The following is a 20,945-nucleotide window of genomic DNA, read 5'->3' as shown; positions in this document are numbered from 1 at the left end:
GAAAACGCTGTGATTTGGCTTTTCATGCTTATTCATTTCTTACTCAAAAAGGCCTGTTATATTTGAATATGGACGGAAGAAAAAGATCAGACATTCAACCTGGAACGGAAGTGAACATTGTGTTAAAACAAGATCAAAGATCTGGAAACTTAACTCATGGGTTTGTAAAGGATATTTTAACCAATTCGCCTCAACATCCACATGGTATTAAAGTGCGATTGGAAGATGGCCAAGTGGGCCGAGTGAAAGAAATTCTGTCATAACCAAAAACGCATGAAAGCTCTCATCTGCACCGAATTTGGCTCTGTTGAAAACTTGGAATTGGCCGAAATAGAAAGTCTAAAACCAGCCGAAAACCAAGTTTTAATAGAAGTTGAGGCCTGTGGAGTGAATTTTCCAGATTTACTTATTCTTCAGAATAAATATCAGTTTAAGCCAGAACTTCCATTTTCGCCCGGAGGAGAAATTTCTGGTAGAATTAAAGCTATTGGAAAGAATGTAGAAGGCTTTAGCATTGGCGATTCTGTTTTTGCGCTTACGGGCTGGGGTGGTTTTGCAGAAAATGCTTTAGCCAAGGCCAGTAAAACGTTTCATATTCCTGAAGGAATGGACTTTACTACAGCGGCTAGTACTATGTACAATTGTGGAACCGCACTTTACGCCTTAAAGCAAAGAGGGAAATTGCAGGCTGGAGAAACGCTTTTGGTTTTAGGAGCCTCGGGCGGAGTGGGGCTTGCTGCCGTTCAAATCGGAAAGTTGATGGGCGCTAAAGTAATTGCTGCAGCATCGAACAATGCCAAATTGGAGATTTGCAAAGCCAAAGGAGCTGACGTTCTCATAAATTACGCTGAAGAAGACTTAAAAACTAAGGTTAAGGAAATCACCCATCAAAATGGTGTGGATGTAGTTTTCGATCCCGTGGGAGATCAATTTACGGAATCAGCTGTACGCTGTTTAGCTTGGGAAGGAAGATATTTAGTGGTAGGGTTTGCTGCAGGTAAGCCGGCTTCTATCCCCATGAATTTACCTCTTTTGAAAGGTGCTGCTATTGTGGGAGTGTTCTGGGGTGCTTTTGCTAAAAAGCAACGAGAAGAGAACGCTGCAAACTTTGAGCAAATCCTCAACTGGATTGAGGAAGGAAAACTATCTCAACATCTCCATAAAGTATATGGCCTTTCTGAAAGTGCTCAAGCCATTCAGGATTTGATGGAACGAAAAGTTATTGGAAAGAATGTGGTAAAAGTGAAGGAATGATCTTGCTTTTAATCCAGAAAAGAAAAAGCCCCTTTCGGGGCTTTTATTATTTTTTGACTTCTTTACCATCCTTCTGCCAGGCGGTTATACCTCCATCTAAATCATAAATTTTTCGAAAGCCCATTTCCTTCAGAATTTCAAAAGCTTGACCGCTTCGATTACCTGAACGGCAATAAATAGCAACTGGCTTTCGCTTCTTCAAAACTTTGAGCTGCTCTCTAAAATTCTCCGATTTAAAATCGATGAGCATGGCTTCAGGAATGTGTCCCTCTTCATATTCTTGTGGAGTTCTAACGTCCACCAGTTGAAGTTTAGGCTTTTCATCAATCATAGTCTCAAACTCATTCGTACTCACTTTTTCAGCCACTTTAGGCGAACAAGCCAAAGCCGAACTGAGCAGCAATACAGTCGATATTTTCAAAACCTGATTTTTCATATTAAGAAGTCTTTTAAAGTCAAATTAGGTCAACAAGTTTCCGTCAGCATCCCATTCTGCAATCACAGTACGTTTGCTTTGGTCTACACATCTGGCAATCCATTCTGGATCGTATGACATGCCTTGTTGCTTTAAAACATCTTCAGGAATTCCATCCCAAACACCTGGCGTATTTCCTTTGTAACCCAAATCTTTGATTCCCATTTCAGAAGTATAATATCCTGTCATGGTAAGGTTACGCATGGTGGTAAAGAATTTTTCACCTGCCAATAAATCTGCTTCGGTTTTTCCTGGGTATGCAATGGAATCGCAAATTGCTTTTTGCTCCTTCACATCCAATTCCTTAAACAGTTTTCCGTAAAGGTCTTTAGCACGGTTATCAATCCAAGCCAAACCACCTCTTACAGGCATTTGGTAATGAGGCATGTCCTTCACGATAAACTCGATGAAATCAGGAACACCTGCCTCACTTGCTGAACCGAAATTGGCATTTGCTGGCAAAATAAGATCTACTAAAACAGTAATTGTTGCTAGCTCATGCTCGTTCAAAAACTTCTCAGCCAAGATTTTTTGGTCGTGAAGTTTTTCCTTTTCGTTTCTACCATATCCTGGCAGTTGCTCTTGTGCCTTTTCAGCTGCCTCTAAATTGGCACCCGAAACCATCAAACCACTAGCAACCGAACCTACAAGTATAGATTTTAATGAATCGCGTCTATCCATGAGTTTATAGTTTTCTCTGTTTTACTTGTTCAATTAAATAATCTGAAGCTCTCCAAGCTAAAGCAAGGATCGTCCAAGTTGGGTTTTTATCGGCTTGCGAAACGAATGGACCTGCATCCATAACAAATACGTTTTCGCAATCGTGAAGCTGGTTAAACTTGTTCGTTACCGACTCACGTTTGTCGTCACCCATTCTTGTAGTACCCACTTCGTGAATAATTTCACCCGGAGCGGTCAAACCATAATCTCTGTCGGCACCTGGCTTATCGCCAAGAAGAATACCGCCAGTTGCTGAAAGAACTTCTTCAAAAGTATCTTGCATGTGCTTGGCTTGCTTCACTTCGTGCTCAGTCCATTTGTAGTTGAACTTCAAAACAGGAATACCCCATTCATCCACGGTATCTTTATCGATTTCGCAACGGTTTTCCCTTTGAGGCACACTTTCTCCTCTTCCTGAAATGCCCATTACTGCTCCGTAATACTTTCTGATATCATGACGAAGGTTTTCACCATATCCACCGATTTCGCCACCAACAATATCGTTAAGGCTATTTGGGTTAAATCCGAAGCCATAGCTTGGCATTCCCATTCCACCCCAAACTTCGATGTGGTAACCTCTTGGGAAATCTAATTTCTTATCGTTCAACCACCAAGGAGTATACACGTGCATACCTCCTACTCCATCTTCATTGTAAATCTTACGATCCATCAATTTAGGAATGAAAACTGAACGGCTAGCACCAGTAGAATCGTGAAGGTATTTTCCCACCAAACCACTACTGTTTCCTAAACCGTCTTGGTGAATGCTACTCTTAGAGTTCAACAAAATACGTGCTGTAGAACAAGCAGAAGCTGCCATAACTACAACCTTCGCCTTAAGGTGGTACTCTTTTCTTTCAGCTTTATTGATGTACTTAACGCCTGTAGCCTTACCATTTTTGTCGGTAGTTACTTCGCGTACCATAGCATCAGTGAAAATCTGAACTTTTCCACCGTTTCTTTGAGCAGGGAAAATCAAACATGTACCTGCTGAGAAGTCAGCATAAGCCATACAAGCTCTGTTACACTGACCGCAATAGAAACAGCTACCACGTTGATTGTTGATTCTTTTAGTAAGGATTGAAAGCCTTGATGGGATTACCGGAATACCTGCTTTGCGCGCTCCATTGATGTAATAAAGTTCGTGCAATCTTGGCTTTGGAGGAGGAAGAAAGAAACCATCTGGTTCGTTCGGAAGGTTTTCTTTTGTTCCGAAAACCCCGATGAGCTTATCTACTTTATCGTAATAAGGCTTAACGTCCTCGTAGCCGATCGGCCAGTTATCCCCTAGTCCATCATGACTTTTTCTTTTGAAATCAAGAGGTCCGAAACGAAGCGAAATCCTACCCCAGTGGTTTGTTCTACCACCCAACATACGAGATCTGAACCAAGCGAAACGAGTTCCAGGCTCAGTAGTATAAGGTTCGCCCTCAATGTTCCAACCGCCATAAGCAGCATCGAAGTCACCGAAAGATCTTCGGTTCGAGCTAGCTCCACGCCTAGGAGATTCCCAAGGCCAGCGAAGTTGATTTCTGTATTCATCTTTAGCCGGATCAAAAAATGGTCCCGCTTCCAGTACCGCAACGTCAAAGCCGGCTTCGGAGAGAATCTTGGTGGCCATACCGCCACCAGCTCCTGAGCCCACAATCGCTACGTCATAAACTTTTGAGGATTCAATAATTTGCATAAGGTGAGTTTGATTTTGGAGGGAAAATTTAAGGAATTCAATCCAAACCGTCCCCCTTTATTTTCGAAGTTTTTTTGAGTGGGCGCTTAACTTCAAAGCCCACAAACTCTGTGTAGCAACCCATTTTCAAGGTAAATTACTGAATCTGATAGAGTAAAACTTCACCTTCTTGCGTAAGCAGTTTCAGTTCTAAACCCCGATCCAAAATTTCAGACTTAAGTTTGTTATAATGCTCAAAGTCTTGGTATTCAGCGTTAAAGTAAGCTGGGTTGATCAATAAATAGTCACCACTTACGGGTTGATATCCTTGCATATCAGAAAGCCATATAAAGCGATCTTCTGGCTTTTTCATGCGGTAAAAAAAAGAAGCTCCGTATGAAGTTAGACCATCTGTTATAATGGTTTGCTGTTCAAAATTTTTTACGAAAAAATGATGAATGACTTCCTCTTCTTTCCTAAAACCGCGCCTTCCGCTCTTAGCAATTGTATAAATGGGGATAAATAGAAAAGCTCCGAGCGTCAAATAAACCAGCCACCGCTTTTTGATTAGTAACAAACGCTTGGGGTCTGTCCAAAACGTTACAGCTGCCATAACCAAAAGAGGAATAAGAAACATAATATGGCGAGTTTCTAGCGGCAAGGGACTGTAATAACGCCATGTAGTGGAGAAAAACCAGTAGGTTAAAATCAATATCAGCGATGCCAAAGGCCAAAGCTGTTCCGGTTTTTTCAAGGCAAAGCCCTTCTTTTTAAGCGAGAAAATGGAGGGTAAAGCAAGAATTAACGGAATAAAGAAACCTCCTTTGGTAAAAGTTAAAAACGGCAAATATGTGAGCCTTTTCCAGAGAAGGTTTTTCTTATCGAAAAAGGTTTTGGCTGTAGCCACATGATTGTCGGCAATATTCTGAAAACGAAAAAAGAAGCTCCCTTTGTTTTCTAAATACCAGAAACCCTGGAGAGCAAAAAAGAAAATGCCCAAGACTATAAAAATGCTCCAAAAACCTCTGTTCCTCTTTTGAATTCTGTCATTTAAAAACAGATAGCCGATTAAAGGCAAAAGCAAAACCACTGTGGTTTTAATGAATAACGCACCCAATAAAATTAGAGCACATAAAAGACCGGCAAATCTGTAATCAATTTCATTTTTCAAGAGCAAATAGTACACACAGAAAAAGCCAAAGATGCACAGTGCCAAAGGCATTTCAGGAAACAAATGAATTGAGAAGTTGATCATATGATAATCACAGATCAGCAGAAAAGCCCCCATTAAGCCATACCAATAATTGACAATTCGGCCGAGGGTGAAAGTAAGATTGAGAATACCCAAGGCACAAAGCAAAGGGTAAATAACCATTGTGTATTCATTAATACCAAGGCTTTTAATCATCCAAGCTGTAGGGAAAATCAATCCTATACGGCTTGTAAAGTGATTTGAAGTAATTTCAAAAGTACCCGTATTGATTTGATGAGCGAGGTTTAGGTAGCTAAAGTCATCCCAAAAAAGCAGACCTTCATTCGCTAAAAACCACGTCAGTATAAAGAAAAAGTTGGCAAGCAACTGCATGAGATTATACTGACGTGGTGAAAATATTCTTTCTGCAATCATAAACGCTCAATATAAGCTAAATTGGATTGCCAAGATCGCACATTTCGCTAAGAAGGTTAAAGCTGATTTACTTCACTGGAAATTTGATTTCAGTTACCAACTCATTTGCAGCAACTTGAGATGGATCGCTAACATAGACTTCAAAAGGAGCAATTTTCTTGTTCTGTGCAAACACTTTTGAACGTCCTAAATTCATCATCGCACTCCAGGCATTGCCCAAATGATGATATGGCCCAATATGAGTTGTAGTATATACCTGAGTTGTCGGGATTTCTCCAGGAATAAAGCCATTTGAAAGAGTAGGAACCGTTTTTACGGGAAAGCCAACGGTATAGTCTACTCGTTTTTTAGCCAAATCCCATTTGTGATAAATTGAAACAGGATAACCCGCCATATTGTCTTCTTGCCCCTTCATAAATTGAGAAAGCTTATCAAAATCTGAAGACATATTTGGGCCAATTTCTGAGATAGGGCATGTAGTTCTTAAACCAACATAGGTTATGCCTTGGAAAGTTGACACGCCATCATAACTCATTTTGCTGTGCGCTTCCCCATCTTCAACATAATCTTTGAGCAAGGCAAGGCCACGTTCAAAGTCCATTCCTATCCAAGCTTCCATCATAGATTTCATCCAAAACATAAAAAAAGGAAGACTTGTATCCATATGCCAAATCACCTTTGTAGCAGCGCCAGAAGGCTTCAATTCAAACTTAACTTTAGCAAACGACTTCCAAGGTTTTAAAAAAGTAAGGTCGTAATCCACAGATTGATTTTCGGATTCGCCTGTGATTTTCATATTGCCCGAACCTATGCGCTTTCCTTCCCATTCGTAGAATTTGCCATCCTCAGCAACTTTCACTTCTGTTTCGGGCTCAAGAATAAGCCATGGCGACCAGCCCTTCCACTGGTGCAAATCATTAACGGTAGTATAAACTTTTTCAACAGGAGCATCGATTTCGATACTGCGTTCAAGATGCAATTTTGGCATAGCAAGTAGTGATTTGATTATTGAAATCTACTAAATGCCTTAGAAAAAGAGAACAATCTTTAGGTTAAAGAATTGATAAATATGGATTTACGGTAAAAATTCAACCGATAGAACCTTAACCCTTTCAGGCGCACTTTCAACCAAACCTTCTCCATCGGCTTGAGTAACCTTTTCTATAAAGACATGCAATTTCCGTTGATTCTGCCACAACTCTGTATCGAAAGAAGGTTCCCATTCTCCCAAATCTTCTTCCAATAAATCTGAAACCTGCCACTCGCCTTCTGGGAAATTACTATTGAAAAAAATGGAGGGTTTGTTTCCGCGTTCTTGATCCCTGAAAATGAAAACCGCAAAGGTTTGCCCTTTATGATCACTTAATAAGATTTGTGGCCTTGAAATCGGAATTCTCTTTGTCCCTCCTCCGCTGAGAGAAAAATCCATTTGCCTTTGGGAAACTACTTGCGATTGCCATGATTCATTTCTTCTAAATATGACTCTGAATTGAGGTGCTTGATCTTCACTGCTCTTCCAATAGGTCGCGATTACAGGATTTCCATCGTTATCAACAGCCATGGAAGTTTGATTAATGAGTTCACTTTTTTGCGGTATGCTAAAGGCTACTTCTGCTGAATTCAAATTTATATTTCCAGAATAAGCAGTACCATCGGATTTAAGCCAAGTAAGTCCACCATCTTCAGATTTGGCATAACACATGTCGTGATTTGTAGCCACATCCCAAGTTTCTCGCCAAACCCAAGAAACGTGAATCACACCTTTTGTATCCACAAAAGCCTGCCAGTAAGCATTTCGTTGCCCTTCCCCATCAATTAAGTTAGACTGAACTTGGCTCCATTTTTCATTTTCTAGGTCATAGCGATTGATTACCAGATTTCCATTTCCTGAGCCTCCATCTCTATAAAGAAAGATCAAATCTCCATCTGGCATTTTATAAAACTCCGGATACGTCACGGCTTCTTCATTTTTCCCCGTCATGCTCTGCATTTCTCCCAAAACCAAAGTATTGGGTGCGGTCGTTTTCGCGTATCTCAATTGATTATTATGATGATCCCATGCCACATGAAGAAATCCGTTTCCATCAACCATTATACTGATTGAATTATGAGCGTCTTTGGCATTTCCCTGATACTGAGTTTTCTGAACTTCCCAATCATCACTCTCCAATTTTCGCTTTGCCAGCGTTAGAAATCCAGCAGAATCATAGAAAGCTATGTATTGAAAAGTGTTGTCTGAAACGATCGAATTCTTTCTGAAGATGGTAGTGTTCACCGAGTTTCTTGCCCAACCCTTAGCTACATTTGAAACACTGATTTGCCATAATTCTTTTTCAACTGATGTGCTCTTTTGGCAAGTGCTGAGAGTAAAAATGAGGAAGACGAAACAGAAAAAACTTTTCAAAATCAAAGTGTTTAAGGTCTTTCAAACCTAATAAAAGAATCCCATTTTCAATCTTCCAGAATAGAATATGCCAAGCTAAAAGCAAGCTGACTTTGCTGCGTAACGTATTCCCTTCCAACCAATCTATCCAGACTTTCCGCGGTTTTACTCAATCCAAATTCATATTTGAAATCTATATAGAGTTTTCCAATATCAATTCCCGCTCCCAATTTCCAGTACAATGAAAGCTTATTGTACTGATCCGTTACATTAGTTTCCTCTTGAAGAAAATACTGCGAACCTTTCAGTAAAACACTGAAACCAGGGCCACCATCTAACCGCAAGTTCCCAATGTTAACGCCAATGGTGAGCGGAATTTCTAAGGTTGAAAATTCAAAATCGGCAGTGGGATTAAAACCGTTGATATCGTTGTAATTATTGAGGGTTAATCGGTTTTGAATATTGCTCAAAAGGAGTTCTGGTTGAACATAAATATTGTTGATTCTGGCCCTAAAAAAACCTCCTAATTGATAACCCACCTCGCGCCCTTCTTCAGGAATGGTTACTTCATCACTATCTACTTTAATTCTCGGATTTAAGATGCCAAAAATGGGACCTGCCATGTATTCACTTTCATATCGGTCTTGTGAAAACAGCGAACTACAACAAAGCAGAAAGCCCAAAAAGAAGACTGCTTGCCTTAAACGCCAAAGCCAATTGTGTAAAGATTGCATATCTTCTAAGATTGAATAATTTTGATAGCGTAATTTATGCAATTCAAGAGAAATGGAACTACAAACTGAATTTGAAAGTGCGGTAAAAAACGTAGATACGCTTACCCAACGCCCAAGCAACGAACAACTTTTAAAGCTCTACGGACTCTACAAACAAGCCACTCATGGCGACAATAACACAGAACGCCCTGGAGGTTTCGACTTTAAAGCAGCCGCTAAGTACAATGCTTGGGATTCGCTAAAAGGCAAAACCAAGGAAGAAGCTATGAGGGAGTATATCGACCTTATAAACGCCTTGAAAGCCGCTGAAAACTAAATAGCTGCTGATGGTGTATTGCACACGTTTTCAGTTCTGAGTATTAAAACAAATTGCTTTTTTATTCGCATATTGCGACTGGTTAAGTAAAAATTCAAAATAAACAACAATGGGATTATTTGGTTTCGGAAAGAAAAAGAAAAAACCTGCGAGATCGTGTGATTTGGAAGGGTCGTTACTGGAGTTTGGTGAAGGTTATCTTCTTACTTCAGCCCAAATCATTCAATCAAAACGTTTTTGGGACAACAAAATGATTGAACCTGAAACGCTAGCTTACTCTAAGGCTCATTTTCAAAGAAATGATGAAATGGGCACAAAAATGAGAACCATGATTTTTCAAAAATACAGCAGCCAAGAAAAGCCTTGGTTGGTGGGTGATGGTCAGGTAAATCAGTTTGAAATTGATAAAGATCAGGCTCGTGAATTTGCGAGGCAATGGTGGGAATCAGAATTCAAATTCATGCCTCCTTCTGCTGGTTCAGCCGACAAAAACATGGAATCTGAGGAGTACGAAAAATGGAGAGATTATGCCATTATGAAAGCTGGCGAAGAGCAATTAAGAAAATTAGGCTAACACAATAGCTTCAAATATTAGAAAAGGAGATTGAAATCAATCTCCTTTTTTTATGCCTTGTTCTCTTTAAAAGTGAGCTTAAAATAAATGAGAATTAAGCTCAGAATGAAAATCATAGCATTGGCTAGAATAACAGGAAGGAGATTCAAGGAAAAACCATAAATCAACCATACAATGGTGCTACCGAATACGATCAAAAGCATGACTATACTCAAGTCGCCCACACTTTTCGTTTTCCAAGCTCGAACTACTTGAGGAATAAATGTGATACTGCTAAGAAGGGCACCCATATGCCCCATCAATTCTGTGATTTCCATGGATTAAAAGTAGCATAACTAAAAGAGTGTTAAATATAAAGTCAGCTATTTTTCTTTCAGCCCATTAAAATCCTAATTGAATTTCACTCATACCTTAATGCATCCACTGGATTCTGATAAGCTACTTTCAAACATTGCAAAACGATAGTAAATAGCGCTATAAATAGAATGACCAATGCAGGAACTACAAACACAAACCAAGACAAACCTATGTGGTAAATATACCCGTTGAGCCATTTTTGGCCACCATAATACACTAATGGCACAGCCAAGAAAATAGAAACTAAAATGAGCTTGATAAAATGTGAGGAAAGCATAGTAATGATACTCATGGTTTCAGCCCCTAAAACCTTTCGAATTCCTATTTCCTTAATACGTTGCTGTATTTCGTAAAGAATCAAACCGAACAATCCTAAAATGGAAACCAAAACGGTTATGGAAGAAAACAGCCCAAACACCACACCAAATTGTTGATCTGCTTTGTATTGTTTGTTGAATTGATCATCCAAAAAGAAAAAATCAAAATCACTTTCAGGATAAACGTCTCTGTAAGTGCTCTCAATTTCAGGTAAGGCAGATTTATATCCCTTTTCTGAAGTTTCGTTTCCTGAAATTTTAATTGAAGTATAATCCGCGTGGATACCATCACGATCATAGAACAGAATTGTAGGGTCTACCCCACTTTTTAAAGAGTGGTGATTATAATCATTGAACACGCCAATGACCGTAAATATCCGCTCCCACCGATCTATTTTTTGACCAATGGCTGCTTCGTTGGTTTCAAAACCTAATAGCTTACGAGCCATCTCATTAATCATCAATCCCTGAAACTGTCTATCCGTATCTTCAAAAGGCACTTCCAATTTCTTATCGAACGACCTACCAGCTAATACTTTAAAACCAAAAGTTTGAACAAACTGATCGTCCACAGTATAGAAATAATAATTGATGCCTTTGCTTTCTTGATTACCAACCCTGGAAATTCCGGTTGAAGCACTCATATCATTTGTGCCCTGGCCAAAAATGGTTCCGGAGTATGAAACGCCTTCAACCCAGCTTTTTCTATTCAATTCGTTTTGAAAAACATCACGTTTTTGTGCTTGATCAGCTTCGGACAAGGCAACAATCGGAGTTCGAATCACAATGGTTCTATCAATATCAATCCCTAATTCTTTGGTTCGCATATGCTGAACTTGCCTGTAAATAATCAATGTTCCGGATAGCAAAACCATGGTAATCAAGAACTGAAATACCACCAGTCCTTTTCTCAATAAAATGCCACTTCTTGAGTCTTTCAATTTCCCTTTCAAGACTGAAAGTGGTTTATAGTTGGCTAAAACAACAGCTGGATAAACACCTGATGCAAAAGAGCCTACCAAAAATATGATGAGCACAAGCCAAAGCGTTTTCTGGTCAGAAATAAAGCTTAATGAAAGATTTATACCTGCTAATTCATTGAACAATGGTAATGCGCCTTGAATACAAGTAATGGTTAAAATGAGTGATAAAAAATTGAGTAAAAATGCCTCTGTAAGAAATTGAATAAAAAGGGAAAAACGACTAGAACCCAAAACCTTTCTTACCCCTACTTCTTTGCCTCTTTCTAATGCCTTTGCAGTAGAAAGATTGATATAATTTACCCAGGCAATTACCAACACAAACAAAGCCACAACTAATAAAATATTGACCATGGCCTGGCTGCCATTGACGTCCGCCTCGTAAGTTTTATCAGAGTTAAGATGAATATCAGTGAGAGGTTGGACGATGAGTTTTTCTTCGCGGTTATCGGCCACCTTTACTTTAAAAGCTTGGTTGAGTTTTTCCGAAAAGTTATCTTCTAAGGGACTTCCGTTAGTTTGCAGGTATAAAAACTCATTATTCCCAGACCAACTATTTCTGTCCATCCCGATGTACTCCACACCCGTTTCATAGGAAATTAGCACATCGAATTTCAAGTGCGCATTCTCAGGAACATCCTTAATGATTCCATTAACCTTAAGCGGAATTTCACCTGCATCGGAAACCACAGCTAAAGTTTGTCCCATTGCATTTTCTTCTCCGAAATACTTATGCGCTAGACTTTCAGTAATTACCATCATACCTACATCATTCAATGCGGTTTTTCGGTCTCCACGAATCATTTGCCAATCGAAAACTTCTAACCAACCCGAATTAGCAAAGTAAGCCCTGTTTTCATTGTAAGCTTGTTGGCCATTTTTTAAGAGCAAACGGCCAACATTTCGAGCCATCGCAAAATTCTCGATTTCAGGAAATTCTTCCATTGTCATTGGCCCAACGGCAGGATAACATTGGGCATCGGACACCTGAAAAGCACCTCCCACGTACATATCAACACTTACTCGATAAATATCATCTGCATAAGGATGAAACCTATCATAACTCATCTCGAACCTCGCGTAGATAAGAATCAGAAAGCAGACCGTCATTCCGATGGTGAGCCCCAGAATATTGATTAGGGCAAATGACTTGCGTTTGAGTATGTTTCTGAAAGCTAAGAGAATGTTGTTTTTGAGCATTTCAATTGAGTTTAATCGTGGTGAAGCGCATTAACAGGATTCAAACGTGCGGTTTGCAAACTTTGACCGATTATGATAACTACCGAAATCAGCACTACAGTGAGAATCGGTAGAATGAAGAACAACAAACCGATGTCGGTTCTGTAAGCATAGCCATCGAGCCAAAGTTGAGCAGCAAAATAGATCAATGGAAGACCGATTATATTGGCTAAAAGAATCAACCAAAGGAATTCTTTAGAAAGCAGTTGTAGAATATCGGCAATTGAAGCGCCAAGTACTTTCCGAATACCGATTTCTTTGGTTCGCTGAACCGCAGTATAACCTACCAAACCAAATAAGCCTAAGCATGCAATAGAAATGGCCAGTAAAGAGAAGAGGTTGAAAACCTGACCGAAGCGAATATCGGCCTTATATTGATTGTTGAAACGGGCATCCATAAAGCCATAATCGAATAAATCTCCAGGGAAAAATTCATCGTAGGTCTTTTCAATGTAGGCCAATGTTTGCGGTAAATCAGTGGTGTTAACGCGAATGTGATAAGTGTCTTCCCCTCCTTCGTAAAATGGCAATATCAACAAAGGCTCGATAGATTCTTTTAAAGATCGCTGATGAAAATCATCTGTAACTCCAACCACATTCCAGTCCTTTCCAAAAAAATCGAGCTTCTTGTTAATGGCATCAGCAGCTGATTCAAAACCTAGCAGCTTGGCCGCCTTTTCATTGATGATGCAATTGTCAATGAACTGTGCATCTTTGTTATGATCGCTCGGACGGAAACTTCTTCCGGATAAGAGCTTGATTTTATAAACATCCAAAAAGCCATAATTAGCACCAAGTCTATTCAGCATATGGCCTTCAGCATCCCCCACTCTTTTCACATTGAAAGTTCTGGGCAACCTTCCGCCAAAAGCACTTGTCGATGTACCTGCTCTCACAATCGTTGGGTTTTGTTCCAGTTTGTTAAGAAAAGCATGAATGTGTGTCACAAATGTGGTGTCCATATTTGTGATTGATGGCCCTTCAACCGTAACTACTTGTTCCAAATCAGCTCCCAAATCTTGATTTTGCATGAATGAGGTTTGCTTCATTACCAAATAGGTTCCCGCGATTAAAGCGGTAGATAACATAAACTGTAGCGTCACCAAGGTTTTGCGAAGTAGGCGACCTTGAGCACTTTTTTGATAGTCTCCTTTTAAGGTTTGTGAAGGCTGAAAGCCAGAAAGTATAAAAGCAGGATATACGCCAGAAATAAAAGCACCAAGCAAAAGAATGCCAATTATCCAGATTGAAATGGGTAGATTCATTACTTCCATCGAAGCAAATTCTAATAGCGAAAGCTTTATTTCTACAAGGTTATTAAAAGGAACTTGAAGTGCCTGAATGAAGGTTAGCGACACAAGAAAGGCCAGAAAATTAAGAATAAGAGACTCTGAAAGGTATTGCCAAATCAACTGCTTTTTACTCGCGCCAACCACTTTTCTGACTCCAACTTCTTTAGCTCGTTGTAGCGACCTCGATGTTGTTAAATTCACGTAATTCATCCATGCCATTACTAGAATGAAAACCGCGATTATAATGAGTACCCAAACCATTTTACCATTAAAAGTTTCGTGGTTTTCATATTCATAATCAGAATACAGGTGAACATCTTCCAAAGGCTGCAAGTGAAATTTCTCAAAGGTTCCAGTCACTTCGTCTCCCCTGTAGTATTTCTCCGAAAAGGCATCGAACTTCTTCTGAAATTCCTTGTAATCCACACCTTCAGCCAGTTGGAGATAATGAAAATAGTCCGAGCCAGTCCATGTATTTCGCGCTTGCTCGCCCCAAAAATCAAAGAGGGTTTCACGCGAGAAAATAGCTTCAAACTTTAAACTGGAATTCACGGGTGGATCGGCCACAACTCCTGTTAATTGAAAAGGAACCTCGGACGAACCCATCTTCACAATCTCTCCTAAATAATCCGCCCAATTGGCTTCTCTGACTTGAAAAACCTTCTGAGCAAGAGATTCAGTTAAAACCAACTGTTTCGTTTCAGAAACCATGGTTTTGGGATTTCCAGCAAGTATTTTGAAATCAAACATTTCGAAAAAAGTCGGCTCAGCCAATAGAATAAATGGCACTGGTGTAGCTCGGTTGTCATAAACAAAAGCATTATCCATGAACATATTGATTGTGGTTTCATTCACCACTTCCGGATAATCAATCTTCATTTGAGGCCCTACTGCAGCATAGGTAATTTGCCCTCTTTGAATCATCTGATCTCCTTCAAAACGTTCATTCATTACTCTGAAAATGCGATCAGATTTATCATGAAACTTGTCGAAGCTCAGATGAAAAAAAGCATACTGAAGAATGAAAATCGAAGCTGCAAGGCCTAGGGAAAGGCCAAGAATATTGATAAAAGAAAAAGCTTTGTTTCTCCTTAAAGACCTAAATGTTGTTTTTAAATAGTTTCTGAACATTGTTTTTTAGTTTATTCGTAACGGAGCGATTCGACCGGATTCGCTAAAACGGATTTAACGGAGTGGAATGCCACTGTAATTCCGACAATGGAAAGGCAGAGCAAAGTAGAAAACAGAAATAGACTTGCTGAAATACTGATACTATAAGCAAAAGTGGAAAGCCACTCGCTCATGATGAAATAAGAAATAGGAACGGAAATGAGCGTACTGATTAAAATTAACCATAAAGTTTGCCTATTCAAAAGAAGGGCAATGTGTGTAAAACCCGCTCCTAAAACCTTTCTTATGCCAATTTCTTTGGTTCTGTTCGCCATATTGATTCCCGTTAAACCAAAGAGTCCAATACATGCAATCAACACTCCAAAACCCGTACAGATATTGACAATCTGCTTCCACTTTTGACTATCCTTGTATTTAGAATTTAGATAAGCATCTAAAAATTGAAGATTTTCTAAAGGCTTACCCATAATCTTTTCATAAGCAGAATGTATGACTTCAATCCCCTCTGGAATCTGATTAGGCTTAAGCTTAATAAAAACCTTAGAAAGCTGCTCCTTTGCTGTTAGCTCAAAACTTATGTTTGAAATGGGCTGCTGTAAAGATTCAAAATGAAAGTCTTTGATTACCCCCGCTACATCTTTCAAAGCTTTATTCTTTACTGTAGAATCGGCTATAATCTTGTTATAAAGCGTTTCGTTAATAAGCTGTTTACCTTCAGTAAGTGCATCCAAATCCATTTTAGGAATTCCTTGTACATCAATGACTTGTAGATTTAGCGTACTCAACAGATCATCATCCATATAAATCGCTAGAATTGACTCTTCCTGCCCATTAATCACTCGGGAATTATATCCAGTATAATTGTCGAATAGGCCGAATGCAGCAGAGGTTTGCGCCAATGTTGGGGATTTATCCAACTCTTCTTTCAAAAGATGAGCTTTGCCCCAGAGACCAGAGACGTACACGACTTGTTCTTTGTCAAAACCTAAATCTTTATTGTTGATATAATTGAATTGCTGTTTCATGATCAGGCTGGTAGATATGAAAATCAAACACAGAGTAAACTGAAAAACCACCATTCCTTTGATCAATCCTGGTTGAATTCGATAAGAAGAACTTTTTCCTTTTAGGCCAGTTAAAACCTTAAATCGAGTAAGGATTTGAGCCGGATAACCTCCGGCCAGAAAAGTTATCAGCACGCCAAAAGCCAATCCTACTTTTAAAAGTCTAAGGTTTTCGATTACCGATAAACTCAAATCTTTATCGGCAAGCTTAAGAAACAAAGGCATGAATGCTTGAGTAAGCGTAAAACTCAGCAAAACCGCTACGGTAGATAGCAAAAATGCTTCAGCGTAAAATTGTCCCTTTAAATGTAGACCTCTTGCGCCAACTACTTTTCTGATGGCAATCTCTGATCTTCTTCCTGCCGATGAAGCAATGCTGATTGACAAATAATTGATACAAGCTATGATTAGAATCACCAAAGCAATCCCTGCTAAAATAACCGAGTATAGCGGTGATGAACTTTTTGAGAAGCGAACCGAAGGGTTCAAGTAGAGTTCTGAAATTGGATCAAGATCATATTCAAAAACGGGATTATCTTCACTAAGCTTGAACATTTCCCTTCGCATTTCCACCGTTTTATCTCCCCTATGAGCAATGTCCAGATCACGAATCTTGTTGCTTACAGTCGATTTATTTTCTAATTGGTCAACCACGATAAGGGCACTAACCGCATTGTAATCCCAATTGTCTTTATTCCCTTTATAGTATCCAGAATTCTCAATCCTTAAAAAGAGATTATTGTAGAGGACGGAGCTTTGCTTGCTCGCAGTAACTCCACTAACCAAATAAATTTGATTGGGCTTACCTTTAATAGTGAGCTCTTCTCCCACCACATTGGTTTTGCCGAAATATTTCATCGCTAGATTATCTGTAATCACTACAGAATTAAGATTCTTCAGAAGGGTCTTCCGATTACCATAAAGCAATTCAAAGCCTATGTAGTCGAAGTAATTCTGACTTACATACTGAGTGTATTCATCAAATTCTTCTCCCTCATCAATTACAGTAGAGTAATTGTTCATAACCTTTATCAGGCTTTCTACTTCGGGAATTGAGCTTTCGATTTGTTCTAAAAATGGAAGATTGAAAATAGGAGATTTAGAAATTCCTTCTTCAATTTTAGGGTTTAATACATTTGGTTCTGCCCTGATTACATCATCATTATAATCTACTCTTGAAAGCAAAAGTGTTCTTTCACTGTAAGGATGAAAAGTATCGTAACTCAATTCATCTTCGATATACAAATAGCTGAAAAAGCAAATCATTAGGGCCATCGACAAACCCAGCAGGTTAATCATGGTGTATACTTTATTCTTAATCAGAAGTCGAAAAGCGGTTTTAAAATGGTTCTTAAGCATAATTTGGCTTTTATATCAAAAAGTGAGTTGAACTAAACAAAGCATTAAGGTCTATTTCAATAGAAATTAATTTAATGAAATTCATTCAAACTCCTCTCGCATTAGTCATAGAGCATGCCAACTATGCAATCATCTGAAAAACAAGCAGTTTCAATAACTTATTCACCGTCAATCAAGTATTTTGTATCAAAGTGAAACAAATACATGTATCACATTGACACATGTATTACCTTTACCTATCACCATTCAGATTTTCAGTAGTTTATGTCAAAGATTGAAGGAAAAATTCTAGTTCTAGACGATGATCAAGGCGTGTTATACACCGCCAATATGATTTTAAAACAGCATTTCACCACTGTAATTATCGAAAAGGATCCGTCCAAATTAGATTTTCTTCTCAACCAACATAAGTACGATGTAATCGTGTTGGACATGAACTTTTCATACGGGCTCACCAGCGGAAAAGAAGGCATCAAGCTTCTGAAGAAAATCATCGAAAAAGATCCTGACGCCCATGTTCTAATGAACACCGCTTATGGGGATATAGACATTGCTGTTGAAGCTATGAAAGAAGGTGCTGTGGATTTTTTAGTAAAGCCATGGCAAAAAGAAAAACTTCTGGCTACAGTTCAGGCCATCTTTGAATTGAGTAAAAGCCGGAAGGAGGTTCAAAAATTAAAAACCAGCCAGAGAATTCTGATCAATGACCAGCAAAAGGAATTTGACGGAATTATTTCAGAAAGCCCTGTAATGAAACCCATTTTCAATGCTATTGAAAAGGTAGCTGCCACAGATGCTAATGTGCTGATTCTTGGGGAAAATGGAACGGGAAAGGAACTCATCGCTCGCGAAATTCACCGTCAATCGAAACGAGCCGATGAAAATTTCATTAAAGTAGATTTAGGTGCCGTACCCACTAGCCTTTTTGAATCCGAGTTATTTGGGCATTCAAAAGGCGCTTTTACAGACGCCAAAGAAGATAGACCAGGTCGGTTTGAATTGGCTTCAAATGGCACTTTGTTTTTGGATGAAATCGGAAACTTGCCCTTACCTTCTCAAGCCAAAATGTTAACGGCTTTACAGTTCAAGCAAATCAGTCGTGTAGGTTCCAACACCGTTCTACCTTTGAATATCCGTTTGATTTGTGCTACGAATATGCCGCTTTACGACATGGTAAAACACAATGAGTTTAGACAAGATTTACTATACAGAATCAATACAGTAGAAATCAAGCTTCCTCCATTACGCGAACGAGTGGAAGACATTGCTCCATTAGCCAAGCACTTTTTGACAATCTACAGCAAAAAATATCAAAAGGAAAAAATGAGGCTCAATGAAACTACTTTGAGCAAATTGCAGACTTACTCATGGCCAGGAAATGTGCGAGAACTTCAACATGCGATTGAGCGAGCCGTGATCATGGCAAATTCACCACTTTTGGCCCCTGAAGATTTTCTTCTTCGGGAAGAAAACGAGAATAACAGCATTGCCCCTAAAAGCTTGAATATAGAAGATATGGAAAAGGCTGCCATTCAAAATGCTGTGCGGAAAGCGGGTGGAAATCTTACCCAAGCAGCTAAAGAATTGGGTTTGGGCAGAAGTACACTCTATCGTAAAATGACCAAATATGGTCTATAATGCTGTTTTTTCAAGAAGAATTATTCTTCTGATTCTTCTCACAGTGTTTTGCTCTTCTCTATGGGCTCAAAGAAGTATTGATGAAATTCACGATCGTATTAAGGAAAGCCAGTTGGCCGATGAAAAGTATGATTGGAAATACTTTGGTACGCTCAATTATGAGGTTGCTGGCACTGACAATTCTGGCGATTACAAATTAGACATTGAGGCCGGAACCATTGTAAGGATGTACTTATTGGTAAAAACAGACTGCATTCCCTACTTTGACATTCGCGACCCACAAACCCGATATGTTTTCGGCTCGAATGACAAAAACAGCCTTGAAACAGAAATTGATGGCTATAAAGCCGTAACAGCGGTATATCAATATCAAAATGATGCTTCAATGGTAATTGAGTTTGGTTTGCGTTGGGGTTGCTCTGCCATGCTTAAAACTCAACTGAAGCTTTTGATTTTCTACCAGAAGCCAAAAGAATGAAATACCACTACTTCAGAATAAACGTTGTAACAAGAATTGTCGCCATATTATTGCTAGGCTATTCGGGTATATACGTCCTCACGCAAACACATTTCTGGTTAGTCTCCTTTTGGCTATTTCTAGCATTAATATTGACACTGCTGAATTTAATCCGCTACGTTGAAAAATCGAGAAGAGAGTTGGCTTACTTCTTACTTTCTATTAAACAAGGCGACTTTACAAATACCTACCCTTACCTGAAAAAAGAAGATTTGAATTATGCCTTCCATGAAGTGAACAGGGTAATGAAAAACCTGAGTAGCGAGAAAGCCTCGAATTATCAATATTTACAGACTGTGGTAGAACACATTCGTGTAGCCATTATTTGCTTTGACGAAGATTTTAAAATTGAATTGTTGAACAAAGCGGCTCGCGATCTTTTTCATAAGCAGCATATCACTTCCATCAATACGATTGGAGTCATTTCACCAGAACTTTCTGAGGCTATTAAAAAACTACATTCAGGAGAAAGGGAGTTGGTGAAAATTCACATCAATGGAGAAACACATAACCTTTCCATTTTAGCAACCACATTTAAATTACAAACAAAGGAGTTTAAGCTGGTCTCCTTTCAGGATATTAAATCCGAACTGGAAGCGAAAGAAATTGAATCTTGGCAAAAGCTAATCAGGGTGCTTACGCATGAAATCAAAAACTCTGTAATTCCTATAAGCACACTTTCTGAGGTTCTTATTCAAGTTCTTCATGAACAAAAGCCACTGCTTTCTGAAATTCAGAATGGAGAAATTTACAATGATATTGTAGGCGGACTAGAGACTATTGAAAGCCGCAGTAAAGGATTAGCCAGTTTTGTAAAGACTTACGATCAATTGACAAAAGTACCTAAACCTGAATTTCAAGAAGTTACTCTCAAAAGTCTCTCTCATAGAATTCATCAGCTATTTAAGGTTGACTTAGAAAGAGACAATATTCAACTCAGCATGTTGATAAATGATGATTGTATGATAAACGCAGATCCAAATCTGGTTGATCAGGTACTTATCAATTTGCTAAAAAATGCCATGGATGCTTTAAGAGAAAATTCTCATAAACGAATTCAGTTATTAGCTATTGAGAGTGAAAATCATATCAATCTTCACGTCAAGGATAATGGTTCGGGAATCCCTCCTGAAGTACTGGAGAATATATTTGTTCCGTTTTATTCGACTAAAAAACTTGGATCAGGTATTGGCTTATCTCTCTCTCGTCAGATCATGAAATTACATGGAGGAAGTTTGTCCGTTGAATCTTCTAAGGAACAAGGAACTACTTTTACTTTGAGATTTCGAAAAGTATAGAATA

18 protein-coding genes are annotated in these 20,945 nt (G+C 38.9%); 7 read left to right on the top strand and 11 right to left on the bottom strand.

Going from position 1 to position 20,945, the window contains the following annotated elements; translation table 11 throughout:
• The first annotated feature begins 68 nt into the window (after positions 1–68).
• On the top strand, positions 69–263 hold the full coding sequence (locus ACXACJ_RS06320) for a YwbE family protein (RefSeq protein ID WP_475133478.1): 195 nt from the start codon (positions 69–71) through the stop codon (positions 261–263).
• A 10-nt stretch (positions 264–273) separates the two neighbouring features.
• A complete protein-coding gene (locus ACXACJ_RS06315) occupies positions 274–1,254 on the top strand; it encodes an NADPH:quinone oxidoreductase family protein (RefSeq protein ID WP_475133477.1) in 981 nt (326 codons plus the stop codon).
• 46 nt (positions 1,255–1,300) lie between these two features.
• Here the strand turns inward: ACXACJ_RS06315 and ACXACJ_RS06310 are convergent, their stop codons facing one another.
• From ACXACJ_RS06310 to ACXACJ_RS06280, 7 genes are all read right to left on the bottom strand, one after another.
• Positions 1,301–1,690 (bottom strand): rhodanese-like domain-containing protein, encoded by a 390-nt coding sequence (locus ACXACJ_RS06310; RefSeq protein WP_475133476.1) that lies wholly within the window; start codon positions 1,688–1,690, stop codon positions 1,301–1,303.
• Between the two features lie 24 nt (positions 1,691–1,714).
• Complete coding sequence (locus ACXACJ_RS06305; RefSeq protein ID WP_475133475.1) at positions 1,715–2,410, bottom strand: gluconate 2-dehydrogenase subunit 3 family protein; 696 nt, start codon at positions 2,408–2,410, stop codon at positions 1,715–1,717.
• Between the two features lie 4 nt (positions 2,411–2,414).
• A complete protein-coding gene (locus tag ACXACJ_RS06300; RefSeq protein ID WP_475133474.1) occupies positions 2,415–4,136 on the bottom strand; it encodes a GMC family oxidoreductase in 1,722 nt (573 codons plus the stop codon).
• 136 nt (positions 4,137–4,272) lie between these two features.
• Entirely contained in the window at positions 4,273–5,742 is a 1,470-nt protein-coding gene (locus tag ACXACJ_RS06295; protein WP_475133473.1) for a hypothetical protein, read from the bottom strand.
• Positions 5,743–5,809: 67 nt separating this feature from the next.
• Positions 5,810–6,730 carry an SRPBCC family protein gene (locus ACXACJ_RS06290; protein ID WP_475133471.1) on the bottom strand — a complete coding sequence of 307 codons (921 nt, stop codon included), beginning with the start codon at positions 6,728–6,730 and terminating at the stop codon, positions 5,810–5,812.
• Between the two features lie 87 nt (positions 6,731–6,817).
• Positions 6,818–8,146, bottom strand: coding sequence for a BNR repeat-containing protein (locus tag ACXACJ_RS06285; protein WP_475133469.1), 1,329 nt, complete (start codon positions 8,144–8,146; stop codon positions 6,818–6,820).
• 47 nt (positions 8,147–8,193) lie between these two features.
• Entirely contained in the window at positions 8,194–8,859 is a 666-nt protein-coding gene (locus ACXACJ_RS06280; protein WP_475133468.1) for a porin family protein, read from the bottom strand.
• 52 nt (positions 8,860–8,911) lie between these two features.
• Here ACXACJ_RS06280 and ACXACJ_RS06275 point away from each other — a divergent pair, with 52 nt between their 5' ends.
• Together ACXACJ_RS06275 and ACXACJ_RS06270 are read left to right on the top strand one after the other, a co-directional pair.
• Positions 8,912–9,175: an acyl-CoA-binding protein gene (locus ACXACJ_RS06275; RefSeq protein WP_475133467.1), complete on the top strand. Its 264-nt coding sequence runs from the start codon at positions 8,912–8,914 to the stop codon at positions 9,173–9,175.
• Positions 9,176–9,284: 109 nt separating this feature from the next.
• The gene (locus ACXACJ_RS06270) at positions 9,285–9,749 is read left to right on the top strand and encodes a hypothetical protein (RefSeq protein WP_475133465.1); all 465 of its coding nucleotides are present in this window, start codon (positions 9,285–9,287) and stop codon (positions 9,747–9,749) included.
• Positions 9,750–9,799: 50 nt separating this feature from the next.
• Here ACXACJ_RS06270 and ACXACJ_RS06265 read toward each other — a convergent pair whose 3' ends face one another.
• The 4 genes from ACXACJ_RS06265 to ACXACJ_RS06250 form a co-directional block, all read right to left on the bottom strand.
• The gene (locus ACXACJ_RS06265) at positions 9,800–10,066 is read right to left on the bottom strand and encodes a SemiSWEET family sugar transporter (protein WP_475133464.1); all 267 of its coding nucleotides are present in this window, start codon (positions 10,064–10,066) and stop codon (positions 9,800–9,802) included.
• A gap of 83 nt (positions 10,067–10,149) precedes the next feature.
• Complete coding sequence (locus tag ACXACJ_RS06260) at positions 10,150–12,603, bottom strand: ABC transporter permease (RefSeq protein WP_475133462.1); 2,454 nt, start codon at positions 12,601–12,603, stop codon at positions 10,150–10,152.
• 11 nt (positions 12,604–12,614) lie between these two features.
• Positions 12,615–15,065 (bottom strand): ABC transporter permease, encoded by a 2,451-nt coding sequence (locus ACXACJ_RS06255; RefSeq protein WP_475133460.1) that lies wholly within the window; start codon positions 15,063–15,065, stop codon positions 12,615–12,617.
• Positions 15,066–15,076: 11 nt separating this feature from the next.
• Positions 15,077–17,488, bottom strand: coding sequence for an ABC transporter permease (locus ACXACJ_RS06250; RefSeq protein ID WP_475133458.1), 2,412 nt, complete (start codon positions 17,486–17,488; stop codon positions 15,077–15,079).
• 264 nt (positions 17,489–17,752) lie between these two features.
• Between ACXACJ_RS06250 and ACXACJ_RS06245 the strand changes: the two genes are divergently transcribed.
• Genes ACXACJ_RS06245 through ACXACJ_RS06235 form a run of 3 tightly spaced genes read left to right on the top strand, consistent with a single transcriptional unit; the run spans position 17,753 to position 20,941 of the window.
• Positions 17,753–19,126: a sigma-54-dependent transcriptional regulator gene (locus ACXACJ_RS06245; protein ID WP_475133457.1), complete on the top strand. Its 1,374-nt coding sequence runs from the start codon at positions 17,753–17,755 to the stop codon at positions 19,124–19,126.
• Complete coding sequence (locus ACXACJ_RS06240; protein ID WP_475133455.1) at positions 19,116–19,604, top strand: hypothetical protein; 489 nt, start codon at positions 19,116–19,118, stop codon at positions 19,602–19,604. Before ACXACJ_RS06245 ends, ACXACJ_RS06240 begins: the two co-directional genes overlap by 11 nt.
• Entirely contained in the window at positions 19,601–20,941 is a 1,341-nt protein-coding gene (locus tag ACXACJ_RS06235; RefSeq protein ID WP_475133454.1) for a sensor histidine kinase, read from the top strand. Before ACXACJ_RS06240 ends, ACXACJ_RS06235 begins: the two co-directional genes overlap by 4 nt.
• The last annotated feature ends 4 nt before the right edge of the window (positions 20,942–20,945 follow it).

Source organism: Roseivirga sp. AWQ4_251 (assembly GCF_056158225.1).
Note: the sequence above shows the minus strand (reverse complement) of the source record. Positions and strands in the feature narration are given on the sequence as shown.

Coding starts and splice junctions, on each gene's coding strand:
- ACXACJ_RS06320 (WP_475133478.1), top strand. CDS start 69: ATGGACGGAAGAAAAAGATCAGACATTCAACCTGGAACGGAAGTGAAC.
- ACXACJ_RS06315 (WP_475133477.1), top strand. CDS start 274: ATGAAAGCTCTCATCTGCACCGAATTTGGCTCTGTTGAAAACTTGGAA.
- ACXACJ_RS06310 (WP_475133476.1), bottom strand. CDS start 1,690: ATGAAAAATCAGGTTTTGAAAATATCGACTGTATTGCTGCTCAGTTCG.
- ACXACJ_RS06305 (WP_475133475.1), bottom strand. CDS start 2,410: ATGGATAGACGCGATTCATTAAAATCTATACTTGTAGGTTCGGTTGCT.
- ACXACJ_RS06300 (WP_475133474.1), bottom strand. CDS start 4,136: ATGCAAATTATTGAATCCTCAAAAGTTTATGACGTAGCGATTGTGGGC.
- ACXACJ_RS06295 (WP_475133473.1), bottom strand. CDS start 5,742: ATGATTGCAGAAAGAATATTTTCACCACGTCAGTATAATCTCATGCAG.
- ACXACJ_RS06290 (WP_475133471.1), bottom strand. CDS start 6,730: ATGCCAAAATTGCATCTTGAACGCAGTATCGAAATCGATGCTCCTGTT.
- ACXACJ_RS06280 (WP_475133468.1), bottom strand. CDS start 8,859: ATGCAATCTTTACACAATTGGCTTTGGCGTTTAAGGCAAGCAGTCTTC.
- ACXACJ_RS06275 (WP_475133467.1), top strand. CDS start 8,912: ATGGAACTACAAACTGAATTTGAAAGTGCGGTAAAAAACGTAGATACG.
- ACXACJ_RS06270 (WP_475133465.1), top strand. CDS start 9,285: ATGGGATTATTTGGTTTCGGAAAGAAAAAGAAAAAACCTGCGAGATCG.
- ACXACJ_RS06265 (WP_475133464.1), bottom strand. CDS start 10,066: ATGGAAATCACAGAATTGATGGGGCATATGGGTGCCCTTCTTAGCAGT.
- ACXACJ_RS06260 (WP_475133462.1), bottom strand. CDS start 12,603: ATGCTCAAAAACAACATTCTCTTAGCTTTCAGAAACATACTCAAACGC.
- ACXACJ_RS06255 (WP_475133460.1), bottom strand. CDS start 15,065: ATGTTCAGAAACTATTTAAAAACAACATTTAGGTCTTTAAGGAGAAAC.
- ACXACJ_RS06250 (WP_475133458.1), bottom strand. CDS start 17,488: ATGCTTAAGAACCATTTTAAAACCGCTTTTCGACTTCTGATTAAGAAT.
- ACXACJ_RS06245 (WP_475133457.1), top strand. CDS start 17,753: ATGTCAAAGATTGAAGGAAAAATTCTAGTTCTAGACGATGATCAAGGC.
- ACXACJ_RS06240 (WP_475133455.1), top strand. CDS start 19,116: ATGGTCTATAATGCTGTTTTTTCAAGAAGAATTATTCTTCTGATTCTT.
- ACXACJ_RS06235 (WP_475133454.1), top strand. CDS start 19,601: ATGAAATACCACTACTTCAGAATAAACGTTGTAACAAGAATTGTCGCC.